This window comes from Rhodococcus sp. NPDC057529, assembly GCF_042802055.1.
Taxonomy (GTDB): Bacteria; Actinomycetota; Actinomycetes; order Mycobacteriales; family Mycobacteriaceae; genus Rhodococcus_F.
The window spans coordinates 1-16,224 of sequence record NZ_JBHVEY010000035.1; the positions used below are offsets into that span (position 1 = coordinate 1).

General features: G+C 68.9%; 17 protein-coding genes. 10 read left to right on the forward strand and 7 right to left on the reverse strand.

The annotated features are described in order from the left end of the window. Nucleotides 1-156 precede the first annotated feature (156 nt). Nucleotides 157-795 (reverse strand): TetR/AcrR family transcriptional regulator, encoded by a 639-nt coding sequence (locus tag ACFU5V_RS39555; RefSeq protein WP_378706452.1) that lies wholly within the window; start codon nucleotides 793-795, stop codon nucleotides 157-159. Nucleotides 796-865: 70 nt separating this feature from the next. Here ACFU5V_RS39555 and ACFU5V_RS39560 point away from each other — a divergent pair, with 70 nt between their 5' ends. The 3 genes from ACFU5V_RS39560 to ACFU5V_RS39570 are packed head-to-tail and all read left to right on the forward strand — an operon-like array spanning nucleotide 866 to nucleotide 4,222. Next, a complete protein-coding gene (locus ACFU5V_RS39560) occupies nucleotides 866-2,467 on the forward strand; it encodes a flavin-containing monooxygenase (protein ID WP_378430014.1) in 1,602 nt (533 codons plus the stop codon). After that, nucleotides 2,464-3,294, forward strand: coding sequence for an SDR family oxidoreductase (locus ACFU5V_RS39565; protein WP_072948315.1), 831 nt, complete (start codon nucleotides 2,464-2,466; stop codon nucleotides 3,292-3,294). The genes ACFU5V_RS39560 and ACFU5V_RS39565 overlap by 4 nt, the downstream gene beginning before the upstream one ends. A gap of 7 nt (nucleotides 3,295-3,301) precedes the next feature. After that, nucleotides 3,302-4,222, forward strand: a complete 921-nt coding sequence (locus tag ACFU5V_RS39570; protein WP_378706454.1) for an alpha/beta hydrolase — start codon at nucleotides 3,302-3,304, stop codon at nucleotides 4,220-4,222. On the opposite strand, the gene ACFU5V_RS39575 is transcribed toward ACFU5V_RS39570, so the two are convergent. Further along, complete coding sequence (locus ACFU5V_RS39575) at nucleotides 4,181-5,128, reverse strand: ABC transporter substrate-binding protein (protein WP_378706456.1); 948 nt, start codon at nucleotides 5,126-5,128, stop codon at nucleotides 4,181-4,183. The genes ACFU5V_RS39570 and ACFU5V_RS39575 overlap by 42 nt on opposite strands. Nucleotides 5,129-5,272: 144 nt before the next feature. On the opposite strand from ACFU5V_RS39575, the gene ACFU5V_RS39580 reads away from it, so the two are divergent. Genes ACFU5V_RS39580 through ACFU5V_RS39595 form a run of 4 tightly spaced genes read left to right on the forward strand, consistent with a single transcriptional unit; the run spans nucleotide 5,273 to nucleotide 8,819 of the window. Then, nucleotides 5,273-6,247 carry an ABC transporter substrate-binding protein gene (locus ACFU5V_RS39580; protein ID WP_378706458.1) on the forward strand — a complete coding sequence of 325 codons (975 nt, stop codon included), beginning with the start codon at nucleotides 5,273-5,275 and terminating at the stop codon, nucleotides 6,245-6,247. Between the two features lie 10 nt (nucleotides 6,248-6,257). After that, complete coding sequence (locus ACFU5V_RS39585; RefSeq protein ID WP_378706460.1) at nucleotides 6,258-7,415, forward strand: ABC transporter ATP-binding protein; 1,158 nt, start codon at nucleotides 6,258-6,260, stop codon at nucleotides 7,413-7,415. Nucleotides 7,416-7,419: 4 nt separating this feature from the next. Continuing rightward, nucleotides 7,420-8,118 (forward strand): ABC transporter permease, encoded by a 699-nt coding sequence (locus tag ACFU5V_RS39590; RefSeq protein ID WP_378706462.1) that lies wholly within the window; start codon nucleotides 7,420-7,422, stop codon nucleotides 8,116-8,118. After that, nucleotides 8,115-8,819 carry an ABC transporter permease gene (locus ACFU5V_RS39595; protein ID WP_378430007.1) on the forward strand — a complete coding sequence of 235 codons (705 nt, stop codon included), beginning with the start codon at nucleotides 8,115-8,117 and terminating at the stop codon, nucleotides 8,817-8,819. The genes ACFU5V_RS39590 and ACFU5V_RS39595 overlap by 4 nt, the downstream gene beginning before the upstream one ends. Before the next feature lie 81 nt (nucleotides 8,820-8,900). Here ACFU5V_RS39595 and ACFU5V_RS39600 read toward each other — a convergent pair whose 3' ends face one another. The 3 genes from ACFU5V_RS39600 to ACFU5V_RS39610 form a co-directional block, all read right to left on the reverse strand. After that, nucleotides 8,901-10,094 carry an NADP-dependent malic enzyme gene (locus ACFU5V_RS39600; RefSeq protein WP_378430006.1) on the reverse strand — a complete coding sequence of 398 codons (1,194 nt, stop codon included), beginning with the start codon at nucleotides 10,092-10,094 and terminating at the stop codon, nucleotides 8,901-8,903. A gap of 378 nt (nucleotides 10,095-10,472) precedes the next feature. Next, on the reverse strand, nucleotides 10,473-10,832 hold the full coding sequence (locus ACFU5V_RS39605; RefSeq protein WP_378430005.1) for a hypothetical protein: 360 nt from the start codon (nucleotides 10,830-10,832) through the stop codon (nucleotides 10,473-10,475). Further along, nucleotides 10,829-11,683: a PHP domain-containing protein gene (locus tag ACFU5V_RS39610; protein WP_378706464.1), complete on the reverse strand. Its 855-nt coding sequence runs from the start codon at nucleotides 11,681-11,683 to the stop codon at nucleotides 10,829-10,831. The genes ACFU5V_RS39605 and ACFU5V_RS39610 overlap by 4 nt, the downstream gene beginning before the upstream one ends. A gap of 145 nt (nucleotides 11,684-11,828) precedes the next feature. Between ACFU5V_RS39610 and corA the strand changes: the two genes are divergently transcribed. Further along, the gene (gene corA, locus ACFU5V_RS39615) at nucleotides 11,829-12,920 is read left to right on the forward strand and encodes a magnesium/cobalt transporter CorA (protein ID WP_378430003.1); all 1,092 of its coding nucleotides are present in this window, start codon (nucleotides 11,829-11,831) and stop codon (nucleotides 12,918-12,920) included. Here the strand turns inward: corA and ACFU5V_RS39620 are convergent. Continuing rightward, nucleotides 12,917-13,504 (reverse strand): suppressor of fused domain protein, encoded by a 588-nt coding sequence (locus ACFU5V_RS39620; RefSeq protein ID WP_378430002.1) that lies wholly within the window; start codon nucleotides 13,502-13,504, stop codon nucleotides 12,917-12,919. The two genes, corA and ACFU5V_RS39620, sit on opposite strands and share 4 nt — an antisense overlap. A 65-nt stretch (nucleotides 13,505-13,569) precedes the next feature. Between ACFU5V_RS39620 and ACFU5V_RS39625 the strand changes: the two genes are divergently transcribed. Then, nucleotides 13,570-14,265: a metallophosphoesterase gene (locus tag ACFU5V_RS39625; RefSeq protein ID WP_015889788.1), complete on the forward strand. Its 696-nt coding sequence runs from the start codon at nucleotides 13,570-13,572 to the stop codon at nucleotides 14,263-14,265. Then, nucleotides 14,255-15,121: a chromosome partitioning protein ParB gene (locus ACFU5V_RS39630; RefSeq protein ID WP_378430001.1), complete on the forward strand. Its 867-nt coding sequence runs from the start codon at nucleotides 14,255-14,257 to the stop codon at nucleotides 15,119-15,121. The genes ACFU5V_RS39625 and ACFU5V_RS39630 overlap by 11 nt, the downstream gene beginning before the upstream one ends. On the opposite strand, the gene ACFU5V_RS39635 is transcribed toward ACFU5V_RS39630, so the two are convergent. After that, complete coding sequence (locus ACFU5V_RS39635; RefSeq protein ID WP_378706466.1) at nucleotides 15,111-16,217, reverse strand: winged helix DNA-binding domain-containing protein; 1,107 nt, start codon at nucleotides 16,215-16,217, stop codon at nucleotides 15,111-15,113. The genes ACFU5V_RS39630 and ACFU5V_RS39635 overlap by 11 nt on opposite strands. Nucleotides 16,218-16,224 lie beyond the last annotated feature (7 nt).

Consider the following 16,224-nt stretch of genomic DNA (forward strand, 5'->3'; position numbering starts at 1 on the left):
ATCCCGAACGGTTCCGGGCCAGACCGGTAGCACCAGCCCTTCCCGGACCGACGGGAATCAACACCAACGTGTCTCAGACAGGTTGACAACTTCCGGAAAACGGGTGCGGCTACCCGGAAGGAGTGCGTCCGCTTCGGGGTCGGGGGATCAGGGGTGTCAGGTCGTGGTGGCCGACACGAGCGCGGCGGCGATTTCGGGCGCGGCGGCGATGGCCAGCGCGGGCAGGGCCTGGACGTTGAGTTCGATCAGTTCTTCGCGGGTCAGGTGGGGGTCGCGCAGCCAGGTGATCGTGACTTCCTCGACGTAGGCGATCCAGCCCCGCACGGCGAGGTCGACCGCGCGAGTGGGCTCGATGCCGATCGCGGGCAGTTGTTCGAGGGTGCGCTCGGACATCACCGCGCGGGTCTGCTCGAAGACGGCCCGCATGTCCGGGTCCCCACTCGCCGTTCCCCGCAGGAGCGAGACGTACGTGCCCCGGTTCTCGGTGACGTAGTCGACGTACGACGCGAGCACCGAGCGCAGGATCTGCATCGGGTCGCGCGCTTCCTCGATGTACGGGTCGGGTGCGGTGCGGGCGAGCATCTCGCTGCTGGTGTGCCGCACGATCTCGAGATGGAAGTCGTGTTTCGAGGCGAAGTAGTGGAACAGCAGGCCGCGGGAGACGCCGGCCTGATCTGCGATGTCCTCGACGGAGATCTGCTCGAGCGGGCGCTGCGCCAGCATCTTGGCGCCGAGGTCGATCAGTTGCGCGCGCCGTTGTTCGGGGCTGAGACGGGTCCGCTTCACAACGTCCATGAGACAAGACTACTGAATGGAGGTCAATAGGCTATTGACTGCCCCTCAATAGCGCCCTATGGTTGCTTACATGAGTCTTCCCGTCACAGATACTTCCGCCCCCACCGCAGGTGTCCGCCACGTCGACACACTGATCATCGGCAGCGGGTTCGCCGGCCTCGGCGCGGCGATCAAGCTGACCCAGGCAGGCAAGACCGACTTCCTCGTGCTCGAACGCGGCACCGAGGTCGGTGGTACCTGGCGGGACAACACGTATCCGGGTGCGGCGTGCGACGTTCCCTCGCATCTGTACTCCTACTCGTTCGCGCTCAACCCGGAGTGGACCCGGTCGTTCTCCACGCAGCCCGAGATCCAGAAGTACATCCAATCGGTGGCGGACAAATACCAGGTGCGCGACAAGCACCTCTTCGGCTGTGACGTGCAGTCCGCCCACTGGAACGAGGCGACCACTCGCTGGGAGGTCAGCACCACGAAGGGAAACTTCGTCGCGAAGGTGGTCGTCTCCGCGGTCGGCGCACTGTGCGAGCCGTCCCTCCCGGACATCAAGGGCATCGAAGGCTTCGAGGGCGAGATCTTCCACTCCGCCCGCTGGAACCACGACGCCGATCTGACGGGCAAGCGCGTCGCCGTCATCGGCACCGGCGCCTCGGCCATTCAGATCGTGCCCGCCATCGGCAAGAAGGTGTCGCACCTCGACGTGTACCAGCGCACGGCGCCGTGGATCCTCCCCCGGGCGGACCGCGAGTACACGACGCTCGAACACACCGCGTTCAAATACCTTCCCGGCTTCCAGAAGCTGTGCCGCACCGGCATCTACTGGATGCGCGAGAGCCAGGTCGTCGGACTCGCGAAGGCACCGGTCTTCATGAAGCCGCTGCAGCTCGCGGCCGAACGCCACCTGCGCCGCCAGATCAAGGACACGGTGCTGCGCAAGAAGGTGACGCCGAACTTCCAGATCGGCTGCAAGCGCATGCTGATCTCGAACAACTACTACCCCACCCTCGCGCAGGACAACGTCGACCTGGTGACCGACGGCATCGCCGAGGTCACGGCCAACGCGGTGGTCTCGAAGGACGGCACCGTCCGCGAAGTCGACGCCATCGTCGTCGCCACCGGCTTCCACGTCACCGACTCCCCCACGTTCGAGGGCATCTTCGGCAAGGACGGCCGCTCGCTCGCCGAGGTCTTCGACGAGGGCGGGCAGCAGGGTTACAAGGGCGCCGCGATCGCGAACTTCCCCAACATGTTCTTCCTGGTCGGCCCGAACACGGGTCTGGGCCACACCTCGATGGTCTTCATGATCGAGTCGCAGCTCAACTACCTCGTCGACGCCCTGCAGACGATCGACAAGTACGGTATCGGCAAGATCGAGGTCCGTCAGGACGCCCAGGACCGGTACAACGCCGACCTCCAGGAGAAGCTGTCGCACAGCGTCTGGAACAACGGCGGGTGCGCGAGCTGGTACCTCGACAAGCACGGCAACAACACCACCCTGTGGCCGGGCTTCACGTTCCAGTTCCGGAACGAGACCAGGCGCTTCGATCTCGCCGCGTACGACAGCGTGGCCACCGCCGACCTGCCCGAGCCCGTGCACGTGAACGGCAAGACCCCCGGATCCGCAGCCGTCCCGGCGCAGATCGACCTCGACGACGACAAGGTGACAGCACAGTGAGCGAGTTCGCAGGCAAGGTAGTCGTGATCACCGGAGCCGGCTCCGGCATCGGCAGGGCGCTCGCCCTCGACCTCGCCCGCCGGGGTGCCCGGCTGGCGATCTCGGACATGGACACGGTCGGACTCGCCGAGACCGCACGCCAGGCGGAGGCGCTGGGCGCCGAGGTCAAGTCCGATCACCTGGACGTCACCCAGCGCGAGGCGGTGCTCGCGTACGCCGACGAGGTACGGGCGCACTTCGGCAAGATCAACCAGGTGTACAACAACGCCGGCATCGCCTACCACGGTGAGTTCGAGAAGTCCGAGTTCAAGGACATCGAGAAGATCATGGACGTGGACTTCTGGGGAGTCGTCAACGGCACCAAGGCGTTCCTGCCGCATCTCATCGCGTCGGGCGACGGCCACGTCGTGAACGTCTCCAGCCTGTTCGGACTGCTGTCCATGCCCGGCCAGAGCGCCTACAACTCGGCGAAGTTCGCGGTGCGCGGGTTCACCGAGTCGCTGCGCCAGGAGATGCTGATCGCCAAGCATCCCGTGAAGGTGACGTGTGTGCATCCCGGCGGCATCAAGACGGCCATCGCCCGCAACGCCACCGCGGGACCGGGCGAGGACCTCGACACGTTCGCGAAGTTCTTCGACCAGAAGCTGGCACGCACCACGCCGGAGGCGGCGGCCGAGACCATCGTGACCGGTGTCCGCAAGGGCAAGGCGCGGGTGCTGATCGGAGCGGACGCCAAGTTCCTCGACGCCTGGGTGCGGCTCGTCGGACCGAGCTACCAGCGAGTGGTCGCCCTCGTCGCCGGACGCGTCCTCCCCAAGTCGAACTGAGGTCCCGATGAGCTTCCACCTGCCGCTGCCGGTCGTCGCGGCGGCGCTCCGGCCGTTCTACCGCCTCAGCCTGAATGCCCGGCTTCCGTACTCGGTGCAGCGGATCCTTCTCGACGTGGGTGCTCCGCTGCAGCAGGTGCCCGCCGGTGCCGTCGTCCGCCCGATCGTCCTGGCCGGGCGCCCCGCGGAGCGGATCACGGTGGGAGCCACCGAACGCCGGACCGCCGTCCTCTACCTGCACGGTGGGGCGTACACGATCGGTTCGCTCGCCACCCACCGCTCGCTGGCCGCCCACATCGCCCGGGAATCGGGCAGCGTCGTCTACACCCTCGACTACCGGCTGGCCCCGGAACATCCGTTCCCGGCCGGGCTCGAGGACGCCGTCGCCGCGTACATGGAACTGAACACCGAACACGGTTACGAGGCAGAGCAACTCGCCATCGCGGGCGATTCGGCGGGTGGCGGCCTGACCGTCGCCACCGCACGACGCCTGATCGACCGGCACGGCGTGACTCCGGCCGCGTTGGGGCTGATCTCCCCGTGGGTCGATCCCGGCAGGCGCGACACGTCCCGGGACCGGGATCTCGTCGTCAACACCGCGTGGTCGTTCGACGCCGCCGAGAAGTACCTGGGCAACGGGGACGCGCGGGATCCGGGTTACGCTCCGTTGCAGGGAAATCTGGCGGGACTGCCGCCGACGTTGATCCACGTCGGGGTGGACGAGGTGCTCTACCCGCAGATCATGGAGTTCGTCGACAAGCTGAACGAGTCGAACGTCGACGTCACCCTCACCGAGTACGCCCGGCTGTGGCACGTCGCCCATCTGCAGGCGTCCCTCGTCCGCGAAGCCGCGGACGCGGTCGCGGAACTCGGAGGGTTCCTGGGTTCACAGATGGGCGTCCAGCCACACCCGCGCCACGTCGGCTGAATCGGCACCACCGCGGACTTGGCCGATCATGTCGGCCAGGTCCGCGGTCGTCAGTTCACCCGCCACCACGTTCAGCGCCTTCAGCTGGGCTTCGCTCAGGGTCCCGATCCGGAACAGCGGCACCACGTTCTGCGCGGTGAACACGTGTTCGTCGTCGGACAGCAGCACCAGATCCGCGTCCGCGACGTCGGGTGACGCCGTGGTCACCCCGGCAACCACCGCACCGTCCGCCGGCGCAGGGACGGCGAGTTCACCGACCGCGGCGGCGTCGTCGGCCACCCTCCGCGTCTGCGCGAACGTGCACCCGGTGAGGCCCGCGAGAGCGTCGGCCTCGAAGGCCGGGGCGAGGACGGCGGCGCTCCTTCCGCACGCGGGAACGAGGTCGTCCAGCGTGGTGAGACCGAGCTGTTCGGATGTCGGCGGAGTCACCGCGAGCGCCGACCTGTCCTCGGCCGCGGCGAAGTCGGAGATCGAAAGACCCTGCGGCAGAGCCCTGCTCAACGCCTCGAACACGTCGTCCGGCTCGGTTTCCGTCGACCCGGGGTCGTAGTAGCGCAGCAGCCGGCCCGTGAACTCCGGTACCAGCGTGACGCTCCCGGCATCGAGTTGCCCGAGATAGGCAGTCCGATCCCCGAGACCACCGTCGGTGGTGACCGGCGCGCCCGTCGAACGCAGGGCACCCGCGTAGATCTCGGCGAGGACGCGGCTCTCCGCGCCGTCACCCGCACCCACCACGATCTCACCCTGCCCCTGCCCCGCGGAACCGTCGAGAGTCGTGTCGCCACCAGCGCATCCCGACGCCACCCCAGCGGCCAGAAGCACCGCGGACGCGGCGGTCAGTGCGCGGGACCACGCCGCCGGGCGAGGCCTGCGGCGGGCCGATCGGTCTGTGCGTGTGTGTGCCACGTCGCGCCTTTCGTCTACCTCGAGCCGGCCGAAAACCGCGCTCTGTCCGCCCCTATCGTTACACTGGCCAACCGATGGCGCGGACACGCGTCCACCGGCTTTCGGTCGGCAGGCCCGGCGCCGGTGACAACGGGAAGGACGCTCATGCGCACCTCACGAATTCTGTCGGGCTTCACTCGCCGCTCCGTGGGCAGTATCGCTCTCGCGACGGTCGCCGTCGTGTCGCTCGCCGCGTGCGGTGGCGGCGGATCCGACCCCCTGTCCGGCGGCGGCGAAGGCTCCGGTGACGACCCGAACGCCATCATCGTGGGATCGGCGAACTTCCCCGAATCGGAGACGGTCGCGAACATCTACACCGAGGTGCTCCGCGCCAACGGGTTCGACGTGACGACGAAGTTCAACATCGGCTCCCGCGAGGCCTACATTCCCGCACTGAAGGACGGGTCGATCGACGTCATCCCCGATTACACAGGCAACCTCCTGCAGTATCTCGACCCGGATTCCACCGCCACCAGTGCCGCCGACGTCGACGCGGCGTTGCCCGCCGCGCTGGGCCCGGAACTGACGATCACCACCCCGGCCCCCGCGGAGGACAAGGACGCCGTCGTCGTCACGAAGGAAACGGCGCAGCGCTGGAACCTCACCTCCATCGCGGATCTGGCGGTGCACTCGAACGAGGTGAAGTTCGGCGCACCGGCCGAATTCCAGGAACGTCCCGGTGGCCTGCCCGGACTGAAGGCCAAGTACGGCCTCGACATCACCCCCGGCAACTTCGTCCCGATCGCCGACGGCGGCGGTCCGGCCACGGTGGACGCTCTCGCGTCGGGACAGATCACGGCCGCCGACATCTTCACCACGTCTCCGGCGATCGCCGAGAACGGTTTCGTGGTGCTCGCGGACCCGCTGAACAACTTCGCGGCGCAGAACGTCGTCCCGGTGTTGCGCACCACCAAGTCCTCCGACAAACTGACCCGCGCCCTCGACGCACTGTCGGCGAAGCTGACCACCGAAGAGCTTGTCGCACTCAACACTTCCGTCTCGGGTGACGCGAAGACCGAGCCGGCGGCGGCCGCCAAGCAGTGGGTGACGGACCAGGGGCTCGACAAGCCGGTCTCGTGAGGAATCTGCCGTGATCACATTCTCGGGAGTCACCAAGCGGTACCCGGACGGCACGACCGCGGTGGACGGCCTCGACCTGCGGATCGAGGCCCAATCGTTCACGGTCTTCGTCGGGCCGTCCGGCTGCGGCAAGACCACGTCGATGCGGATGATCAACCGGATGATCACCCCGACCGCCGGGACCATCACGGTCGACGGCCGCGACATAGCCCGGACCGACGCGGTGAAGCTGCGCCTCGGCATCGGCTACGTCATCCAGAGCGCGGGACTGTTGCCGCACCGCACGGTGGTCGACAACGTCGCGACCGTGCCGGTGCTGCGCGGCGACTCGAGGCGCAACGCCCGCAAGGCCGCGTTGGCGGTGCTCGAACGTGTCGGACTCGACCCGGCACTGGCCTCCCGCTATCCCGGTCAGCTCTCCGGCGGACAGCAACAGCGCGTCGGGGTCGCCCGGGCGCTGGCCGCCGATCCGCCGATTCTGCTGATGGACGAACCGTTCAGCGCCGTCGATCCCGTTGTCCGCGAAGATCTGCAGGCCGAGATGCAGCGGCTGCAGGCCGACATGCGCAAGACGATCGTGTTCGTCACCCACGACATCGACGAAGCCGTCAAACTCGGTGATCGGGTGGCGGTGTTCGGGCCGGGCGGCCGGTTGCAGCAGTACGACGCACCCGACACGGTGCTGTCGGCGCCGGCCACCGATTTCGTGGCGTCGTTCGTGGGTCGTGACCGCGGGTACCGGGGGCTGTCGTTCCGGACGGCAGAGGAGGTTCCGCTGCACACCCTCCGGACGGCGACCGAGAACGAATTGCCCGGGCTGCGCCTCGAACAGGGTGAATGGGTCCTCGTCGTCACCGACGCGGGCGTGCCGCGAGGGTGGATCGACGTCACCGGCGTCGAGGGGGCGCGGGCCGGTCGGCCCGTCTCCGAATGCACTGCGGCGGGCGGATCACTCTTCACCCCCGGCGCCGACCTGCGGCAGGCGCTGGACGCGGCGATCTCCTCGCCGTCGGGCATCGGGGTGGCCGTCGATTCGGACGGTGCGGTCTCGGGCGGCATCCTCGGCTCCGAAGTGATCGCGAAGCTGGCCGAGCAGCGGGCGGCGGAGGATCGCGCAAGGGGTGAGCACTACTTCACTGCCCAGCCGGCGACCCCGGACGGACCGTGATCGCGTGCGCTGGCTCATCGACAACTTCTCGGTGGTCGTCGACCTGACGAAGACCCACCTCTACCTTGCGCTGGTTCCGCTGCTGATCGGTTTGCTCATCGCCATTCCGGTGGGGACGGCGATCCGGGGTGCTTCGTGGTTGCGGAAGATCACGCTGATCGTGGCGGGCATCGCGTTCACGATCCCCTCGCTGGCACTGTTCGTGACGATCCCCTCCGTCTTCGGACTGCAGATCCTGGACCCGCTCAATGTTGTGATCGCGCTGACGATCTACTCCACCGCCCTGCTCATCCGCGCCGTTCCCGAGGCTCTCGACTCCGTTCCCGGCGACGTCGTCGACTCCGCGACCGCGATGGGTTTTACGCGCCTCCGCCGGGCCCTGACCGTCGAATTGCCCCTCGCACTACCCGTTCTCGTGGCGAACGTCCGCGTGGTGGCGGTGACCAACATCTCGCTCGTGTCGGTGGGTTCGCTGATCGGGATCGGCGGCCTCGGCACCCTGTTCACGCAGGGCTATCAGCGGGACTACCCCGACCAGATCCTGGCGGGGATCATCTCGATCGTCGTGCTGGCCCTCGCATTCGACCTGCTGCTGTTCCTCGTCGGCCGGGCACTGACACCGTGGACCCGGCAGCAGAAGGTCCGGCACGCACCGCTGGTCGCGGGACAGTCGACGGCCCCGGCGCCGGAGGAGGCTTCGTGAACATCTTCGGCGGCGCGTGGGAGTACATCGTCGACGCGGGTAACTGGTCGGGCAGCACCGGAATCGGCGCCCGCATCCTCGAGCACCTCTGGTACAGCTTGCTGGCGGTCGCACTGTCCGCGCTGGTGGCGGTGCCGATCGGCCTGATCATCGGACATCTGCGCAAGGGTGAGGTGGTCGTGGTCGGTCTCGTCAACGCGCTGCGGTCGCTGCCGACGCTGGGCCTGCTGACATTCCTGGTGCTCCTGCTCGGGCTGGGCCTGATCCCGCCGATCCTGGCCCTGGTGATCCTCGGGATCCCGCCGGTTCTCGCCGGCACGTACGCGGGCGTCGCGAACGTCGACCGGACGGTCGTGGATGCCGCCCGCGCGATGGGAATGACCGAATGGCAGGTCCTCACGCGGGTCGAGGCCCCGAATGCGCTGCCACTCATGCTCGGCGGGCTGCGCAACGCCACCCTGCAGATCATCGCGACCGCAACGGTCGCCGCGTACGTCAACCTCGGCGGCCTGGGCCGCTACATCTTCGACGGACTGGCCCTGCGCCAATACGACCGGGTGCTCGTCGGAGCGCTGCTGGTGACGATTCTCGCTCTCGTCGTGGACGGGTTGCTGGCGCTCGCGGTGTGGGCGTCCGTTCCGGGAACCGGCCGCCTGCGGCGGAATCCGACTGCCGGACAGATCGCCGAGCGCGCGTCGTAACGAGTTCTCCCGCAACGGCAAACACCCCGACACCGGAACCGTGGGTGCGGGTTCCGGATCGGGGTGCTCGACGGATTCTCGCTAGTCGGTGACGCCTTCTGCGCGAGCAGCGGCGGCGACTGCCTCCGCGACAGCGGGGGCGACGCGAGGATCGAGCGGGCTGGGAACGATCTTGTCTACAGCCAGCTCGTCACCGACGACCGAGAGGATTGCCTCGGCGGCGGCGAGCTTCATGCCTTCGGTGATGCGGCGGGCGCCGGCGTCGAGCGCGCCCTTGAACACACCGGGGAAGGCGAGCACATTGTTGATCTGGTTCGGGAAATCCGACCGTCCGGTGGCGACGATCGCCGCGTGCTTGCGGGCGACGTCGGGGTGGATCTCCGGGTCCGGGTTCGACAGCGCGAACACGATGGAGTTCTCCGCCATCGTCGCGATGAGCTCCTCCGGGACGGTGCCCGCGGAGACGCCGAGGAACACGTCCGCCCCGTCGAGGGCTTCGACGATGCCGCCGCGGCGGGCGGCCGGGTTGGTGCGCGCGGCCAGATCCGTCTTGACCTCGTTGAGATCGGTGCGGTCGGCGGAGACGATGCCCTTCGAGTCGAGCACCGTCACGTCCGCGATGCCGGCGGCGAGCAGGATGTTCGCGCAGGCGACGCCGGCGGCGCCGGCACCGGAGATGACGACCCGCAGGTCGTGGAGGTCGCGGTCCTGGACCTTGACCGCTCCCTTGAGGGCGGCGAGGACGACGATGGCGGTGCCGTGCTGGTCGTCGTGCATGACCGGGCAGTCCAGGGCCTCGATGACGCGCTGTTCGATTTCGAAGCAGCGGGGTGCGGAGATGTCCTCGAGGTTGACGGCGCCGAAGCTGGGGCGCAGCCGGATCAGGGTCTCGACGATCTCGTCGGGGTCCTTGGTGTCCAGGACCAGCGGGATCGAGTTCAGCCCGGCGAAGTTCTTGAACAGGGCGGACTTGCCCTCCATCACCGGGAGGGAGGCACGGGGCCCGATATCGCCGAGGCCGAGGACCGCGGAGCCGTCGGAGACGACGACCACGAGCCGGTTGGTCCAGGTGTAGCGGTCGGCGAGGGTCTCGTCGGCGTGGATGGCGCGGGAGACCTGCGCGACGCCGGGCGTGTAAGCGATGGACAGGGCGCGCTGCGAATCGAGGGCGGCCGTGGTCTCGACCGAGAGCTTCCCCCCGATGTGGCCGGCGAAGATTTCCTCGTCGGTCAGTTCGACCTTCTGCGGTGTGGTGGGTTCGGACACGATGGACACGATGACACTCCTGATAAGTCCAGGCTCACTCGGGGCCGGGTTACTGAGAAGTAACCGTGGGGATCGGCGCTGATCCTCACAGTTGCTCCACGAACGACAACTGGGGTGAAGCTTCCGGGGTGCGCGATCACGATGGCCGCAGAACGTCCGAAGCGTCATGGCACTGGGCGGGTGAGCCCCTGGCAACGCTGCCATAAAACCCCCGCCGAAGGGCGGTGGCGCCGACGTCGGAGTGGTGCTAAGTCTGGCACGAATATCGATGCACAATCAAATTGCCACGACAGTCAGATGTCTCACGTTTTCGGGCCTCTACCTGTGAGAACAAGTTACCCGCGGGTCACTGTGAGAGCCGGTTTCAGGTATCGGGCCGAGCGTCGCTCATCCCCACCACTGGGTGGCAAGCAGAAGCGCCGCCGCGGCGAGGACGGCCACGGACGCGACCACGGCGGCGAACCCGTCGCGGCGGTCCGCGATCCGCTGCGCCACGATCACGAACACGGACGCCACCACATGCGCGGTGATCGAGATCGCCCCGGGGCCCGGGAAGCCCCGGCCCCCGCCGACATAGGCGGAGCCGATCACGACGAGGCAGAGGATCACCACGCCGGCGGCGACGGCCCCGCTGAGGGCGCGTAGCGCACGGACCGGAAGGGGGCTGCGTGGCGGTTCGACGGCCACCACTGTCCTCGGGCCGGCGGGGGCGTACGGTTCGTATCGCTCGGACTCGTGCGTGTTCATGCCGAAACCACCTGGACCCCCGATGCTTTCGATACGAGGGTGTCGAACTCGTCGGCGTCCGTCGTGAACTCGCCGAGCCGGATGGCCTTGTTCGTCCCGTGGTAGTCGGAGGAGCCGGTGACGACCAGACCGAGCTCGTCGGCCAGGCCCTGCAGCGCCCGCGCGTCTTCCGGCGAATGGTCGGGGTGATGCACCTCGACCCCGTGCAGACCGGCTCCCGCCAGGTCACGGACGTGATCGAGCGACAGCAGCCGTCCCCTCGTGCGGGCCCGGCCGTGAGCGAGGACGCTCACGCCCCCGGCCTCCGCCACCAGCTGCACGGCCTCGTCGAGCGGGGTGTCCGATTTGTCGACGAAGTACCGGCCGCGCGGGGCCAGCAGGTCCACGAACGCTTCACCGATGCTGCCGACCACTCCTGCGCGCACGAGGGCCTGCGCCAGGTGCGGGCGCCCCGCCGCCGGTCCCGCTTCCGCGAGCACCTCGTCGGCGTCGATGGGGAGGCCGTCCTCCATCATCAGCTCCGCCATGGCGCGGATCCGGACGATCCGCTCGTTCCGCAGGCGTTCCCGTTCCCGTGCGAACGCCGCGTGCGCGGGGTCGAACAGGTAGGCGAGGAGGTGCACGGCGACGGGGCGCCCGTCCTCACCCCGCCCCTCGCAGGACATCTCCATGCCCCGCACCAGTGCGAGCCCCGCGGGCAGCGCCGCGACCGCTTCGGCCCACCCCGCGGTCGTGTCGTGATCGGTGATCGCCACGATGTCGAGTCCTGCCGCCCCTGCGGCGCGCACCAGGTCGGCCGGGCTGTCGGTTCCGTCGGAGGCCGTCGAATGGGTGTGGAGATCGATGAGCACCAGACCAGTCTGTCAGGTGTCGCCGCACGGGGTTCGAGCGTGCGGCCCGGAAGCCTGGCGTGTCGTGCGACGCCGCCGGGCGGGACCCGGCGCTGACGTACGATTCACCGGCAGCGTTTCCGACTCGACGGTGAAGGAGGGTCCCGTGCCGTCTGTGCCCTCGCTCCCCCGGCGCGGCAGCGACAAGGAACAGCGCGACGGCGACAAGGACCCGGGTTCCAGGATCCGCATCCCGACCGCGCGGGCCATCGTGGACTGCGGGGTGTACGTCGACGGCACGAGGCTTCCCGGCAAGTACACGCACCAGGCGGCGATGGCCGAGGTCCGGAAGCGGGGTCAGGGATTCGTGTGGGTCGGGCTGCTCGCGCCCGACGAGGGTCAGATGGAGAGCGTGTCCGAGACGTTCGGGCTGCACGAGCTGATGGTCGAGGACGCCGTCCACGCCCACCAGCGGCCGAAGCTCGAGCGGTACGACGACGTGCTGTTCCTGGTGCTGCGAACGGTCAACTACGTGCCGCACGAGTCGGTGGCCACTGCCAGCGAGATCGTCGAGACCGGCGAGATCATGGTGTTCGTGGGAGCCGACTTCGTCATCACGGTGCGGCACGGTGACCATTCCCCGCTGTCGACCGTCCGGCACGCGCTGGAGGCGAACCGGGAGCGGCTCGCTCTCGGCCCGTATGCGGTGCTGCACGCGGTCGCGGACCACGTGGTGGACACCTACCTCGAGGTCACTCAGGCCATCGAGGAAGACGTCGACAGCATGGAGGAGGCGGTGTTCAGTCCGCGCAGCAGTGTCGCGGTCGAACACATCTACCTGCTCAAGCGTGAGATCGTCGAACTCCGCAAGTCGGTGAACCCGCTGTCCAATCCGTTGCTCCGGCTGACGCGGTCGCCGGGCAATCCGGTGCCGAAGGAGATCCGCCGCTACTTCCGCGACGTCCTCGACCACCACACCACCGTCGCCGAGCGGATCGCCGAATACGACGAGGTGCTCAGCTCACTCGTCGATGCCGCCCTCGCGAAGGTCGCCGTGCAGCAGAACACCGACATGCGCAAGATCTCGGCGTGGGTGGCGATCGCGGCCGTGCCGACGATGATCGCGGGCATCTACGGCATGAACTTCGACAACATGCCCGAACTCCACTGGCAGTACGGATATCACGGCGTGGTGTTCGTGATCGCGTCGGTGGCGGTGGGCCTGTTCGTCACGTTCCGCCGGAACAACTGGCTCTAGAGCGACGCGGCGCCGCGGTGCGGATCGCGCACGTCGATGCCCGCCTCCGCCCACGCCTCGCGCAGGGCGCCTGCGCCGCGCAACCGGACCCACGCCGCCTCGGTGCCGGTGAGCGGAACGACCGCGAGGAATCGCACGGCCTCCGCGGGTTCGGGCAACGGGAGGTCGGGGATCGTCGACGCACCGAGCAGCACGGCGGTGAACGGTGCGTCCTTCCACAGCGGCTCCCCCAGGTCGAGCAGCGCGTCCTCGACGAGAACGACACCCTCCACCGACGGCGCCGCCGCCAGCACCGCCAGGGTGCGTGCGACTCCCGACGCCACCCCCGCGCCGCCGCGCAGGGTGAGGATCAGTTCGGCGCGGGGGCCGCGGAGGGGGTCGGCCACCAGTTCGCCGGGGTCGCCCATCGGGTGCCGGGAGCACCCCAGGGTCACGTATCGGACCAGATCCTCGTCGTCGGGTGCGAACCGCAGCACGTCCAGCGGTTCGACGCCCAGGAACGTCACCGACGCCGCCGTCGGCTCCGGTCCCCCGATCTGCCCCAGCAGGTGCGCGCGAACGGAGGCCACAACGCTGTCAGTCACCTCGCCATCAAACCATCGAACCCGCTCACCCGTCCTCCGGCCTCTCGAGCCGGTAGCGTCGGAGCATGGTCTCGGTACTCGCAGTGTCCGACGAGACGATCGAGTCGCTGTGGAGTTCGCAGGTGCGCGCCATGGACGTCGACCTGATCCTCGGTGCGGGCGACCTCCCGTTCGACTATCTGGAATATCTGATCGACGCCCTCGACGCGCCGTGCGTCTTCGTGCCGGGCAACCACGACGCCGACCTGTCCGGCTACTCCGCGGGACGGGTCGGGTGGATGCGGGCCGGACTGCCCTCGGCGTGGCCGGGACCGTGCGGTGCGGTCAACGCGGACGGCCGGATCGTGCGGATCGCGGGCCTGCGCATCGCCGGCCTCGGCGGATCCATCCGCTACAACGACGGGCCCAATCAGTGGACCGAGCGGCAGCAGCGGCGGCGGGCCCGCAACCTGGCGCTGACCAGCGCGTGGCACGCGCGCCGCTCCGGGGTGTCCGGCGTCGACGTGCTGCTCACGCACAGCCCGCCGCGGGGAGTCGGCGATCAGGAGGATCCGCCGCACCGGGGTTTCGAATGCTTCGAGAACCTTGCGGGCAGGCTGCAGGCCCGCGTCATGATCCACGGGCACGTGCACCCGTACGGCCGTGCGGCCGAGGACCGCACGCTCGGCGCGACGACGGTCATCAACACGGTGGGATTCACCCTGATGGAGTTGTCGCCGGGCGCCGAACCGAGCATCGTCAGGCGCCGGCATGGCACGTGACACCGGGTTTCCCGCCGCCGACGCGGAGAACGACTTCACCCGCCAGCGTCGTCGCGCCGAGTTGTCGCGCCTGGTCAGCTGGCTGCGGCGCGAACCGGACGACGTCAACGAGATCCTGCCGTTCGACGAGGTGGTCGCGGCCGTGGGCCGGGTCGGGGAACGGCCGCTCGGGCTGCAGGTGATCCCCGTCAATTCCATCGTCGGCAGCGTCGACCGGACGCGCGACTTCGACCGGTTCTTCCGGCCCACGTCCACCCGGGTGCGCGAGCGTTGGCAGCGACTGGCGGCCGCGCAGCGCCGGGGCGAGTCGGTGCCTCCGATCCAGGTGTACCGGATCGGGTCGATGCACTTCGTCAGCGACGGCCACCACCGCGTCTCCATCGCGTACGCGATGCACTGGAGCACGATCGACGCCTATGTCACCGAGATCCAGACGAAGATCTCCCCGGACGGGATCGCGCAGCGCGGCGACCTGGTCATCAAGGACCACCGCCGCCTGTTCCTCACGCGGGTGCCGTTGAGCGGGCCGCAGCGGGCGGCCGTGGTCGTCACCGATCCGTGGGAGTACGCCGAGATCAGCCAGAGCGTCGAGGCCTGGGGGTTCCGGCTCATGCAGGAGGTGGGCGAATTCCTCAGCCGTGAGACCGTGGCCCGGCGCTGGTTCGGTGAGGAGTTCCTGCCGGTGGTCCGGATGCTGCGGGCGGCCGGGATGCTGCCCGACCACACCGACGCCGAGGCCTACCTGTGGGTGGCACGCGAGCGGTACCGCCTTGTGCGCCAGCACGTCTGGAACGACGAGATCATCGCCGAGCTCAGCCACCTCGCACCGCGGAGGCACAAACCCGCTAGCTCATGAACCGCACGGCGCGGTCGGTCGCCTCGGGGTGCGCGAACTTCAGTAGTCGCCTGCCCTCCGCCTCGATCGCGGCGCGGTGCGTCTTCGCGATCGGCGCCAGTGGCTCCACGTCGAGTACCGCACGGGACTTCTCGACCACCGTCGTGGTGAACGCCGCGACCCTGCCGTTCACGAGGACGGCCGGTTTGACGATGCCGTTCTGCGTGAAGATCTTCTTCCGCACGTCGTCGTCGACGAGGCGCCCCCGGTCCGCATGCGAGAGCAGCACGTTGTCGAACGGTGCGAGGATGCGGACAGGGGCCGGAGTGCTCGGATCCGGCCGGGGCGCGTCGGGGAGGTCGAACAGTTCCGGCCCCGACTCCCCCGCGAACACCCGGAGCCCGGGCCGCAGCCGGTCCAGGACCTCACCGAGCCGGGTCAGCCCCGACCAGGCCTGGGCGTCGCGCGCACTTGCGGGGCCGAACGCGGCGAGGTAGCGGAGCAGCATCCTGTCGATGGACGGCGCCTCGGACAGCGGGCGGCCCACCCACGACTCCAGGGTCGCCAGCGCCGGTTGCCCCGCCCTGCCCCACAGCCCGCGCGGCGGCACCTGGACCATCGGGACCAGTCCCCGCACCCCGTGGGCGAGCGCGGCACCGTCGCGCCCGGGGAACCGCTGCTCGAGCAAGGGCCGCATCTGCGACTGGGTGCGGGGCTTCTCGCGCACCAGGTCGCGTCCCGCGGCCGCGAGCGCGTCCAGGTCGATTCCGTCGAGACTCGACCGGTACTGCGTGTTGGTGTGGAGGTCCCGGTCGAGCAGCGGTTGCGCGAGCGGACGGAACGAGAGGGCGTCCGGCGCGGACAACGCGAAGACCGTCCCGCGCATCGCGACGATCCGCACCACCGCGCGGTTCTCGACGAGGTCCGACAGCGTTTCGGCGCGGAACCTCCTGAGCCGCGCCCACAGCGCGAAGTACGGCGGGGCCGGCGCCTGCGCCTGCAGTCCGCAGAGGTGCTCGATCATGTCGAGCGGGGACAGTTCCGAACGGCTCAGCAGCGATTGCCTGGCCAGCGTCGCCCGGCCCAGCGCTCGATTCGACATGCGTTCAGACCCCACCGTGCAC

Bases quoted from the DNA above. Each gene is read 5' to 3' on its own strand.
- ACFU5V_RS39555 (WP_378706452.1), bottom strand. From the start codon at position 795: ATGGACGTTGTGAAGCGGACCCGTCTCAGCCCCGAACAACGGCGCGCG.
- ACFU5V_RS39560 (WP_378430014.1), top strand. From the start codon at position 866: ATGAGTCTTCCCGTCACAGATACTTCCGCCCCCACCGCAGGTGTCCGC.
- ACFU5V_RS39570 (WP_378706454.1), top strand. From the start codon at position 3,302: ATGAGCTTCCACCTGCCGCTGCCGGTCGTCGCGGCGGCGCTCCGGCCG.
- ACFU5V_RS39580 (WP_378706458.1), top strand. From the start codon at position 5,273: ATGCGCACCTCACGAATTCTGTCGGGCTTCACTCGCCGCTCCGTGGGC.
- ACFU5V_RS39605 (WP_378430005.1), bottom strand. From the start codon at position 10,832: ATGAACACGCACGAGTCCGAGCGATACGAACCGTACGCCCCCGCCGGC.
- ACFU5V_RS39625 (WP_015889788.1), top strand. From the start codon at position 13,570: ATGGTCTCGGTACTCGCAGTGTCCGACGAGACGATCGAGTCGCTGTGG.
- ACFU5V_RS39630 (WP_378430001.1), top strand. From the start codon at position 14,255: ATGGCACGTGACACCGGGTTTCCCGCCGCCGACGCGGAGAACGACTTC.